Genomic DNA, 831 nt, shown 5'->3' with positions numbered 1-831 from the left:
ACAGGGGAATTACCACGTTCACCACTTCCCCGGTGCGGACTGGAGTCTGTTCCACGCCCCGGTAGGAAGGATACGTTATCGGAAGTTACTGGAGACCACGGACTGGTCTTTCCTAATGCCTCTCGTCGGTCTCGGAGGAGGGTTCGCCCTGTACGGAGCCCTGATGGTTCAGGAGGCTTTCAACAAGTACCTGGAGGATTCCTTCGGGGACGCCATGCTGGTTTACGCTCTGCCGAATCAACGAATGTACGTCGGAGATCCCCTGTTCCGGGAGTGGAAAGAGGTGGACGCCGGACGTGGTTACTTCTGGACTTTCGCCGGATGGGCCATGATACGAGACGAGCCTATGGCTATCTTTTCAAAGTTGAAAGAGGCCACCGGTAACGACCCCAAACCGGAGGTCTGGGGGGTCTGTCGGAGCGGGGCGCGCCGGATCGACCCGGAGGAGGCCGGAGAGGTAGGAGAAAAGGCCGCCGGGTTGATCCCCTCCACCTACTGGGCTAGGTGGGGAACCTGGCCGGGGGGAAGCGGCGGGGTAAAGGAGGACATAGACTCCATTCTCGGGAATCAGCCCTGTCTGTATCCTCTTCCGGAGCCGACGGGAGATCCCGAGGCGGCGTTGGCCGAGGGGGTGGTGGAGAGGATGGATCTGTGGAGAGAGAAGGCCCAGGACATAAACCGCCCTGCGGTGACCATGGGTCAGACCTACGATCATCAGATACTTTCTGCGGTGGCCATAGACCCCACCGTCCCGCTGGTAGATGCGAGGCTGGAGATCGACGAGGAAGGAACCACCTGGGTGATGCTCCGACATTGGACGGGGGTCTGGCT

The 831-nt window shown here is 60.4% G+C and carries 1 pseudogene; it reads left to right on the top strand.

Annotation, left to right across the window (positions count from 1 at the left end):
* Nucleotides 1-831: pseudogene (locus tag L2W48_RS12860) on the top strand (hypothetical protein); the annotation flags it as partial.

Origin of the sequence: Dethiosulfovibrio russensis (assembly GCF_021568855.1) — a bacterium.
In the GTDB taxonomy this organism is placed as follows: Bacteria; Synergistota; Synergistia; order Synergistales; family Dethiosulfovibrionaceae; genus Dethiosulfovibrio; species Dethiosulfovibrio russensis.
Note: the sequence above shows the minus strand (reverse complement) of the source record. Positions and strands in the feature narration are given on the sequence as shown.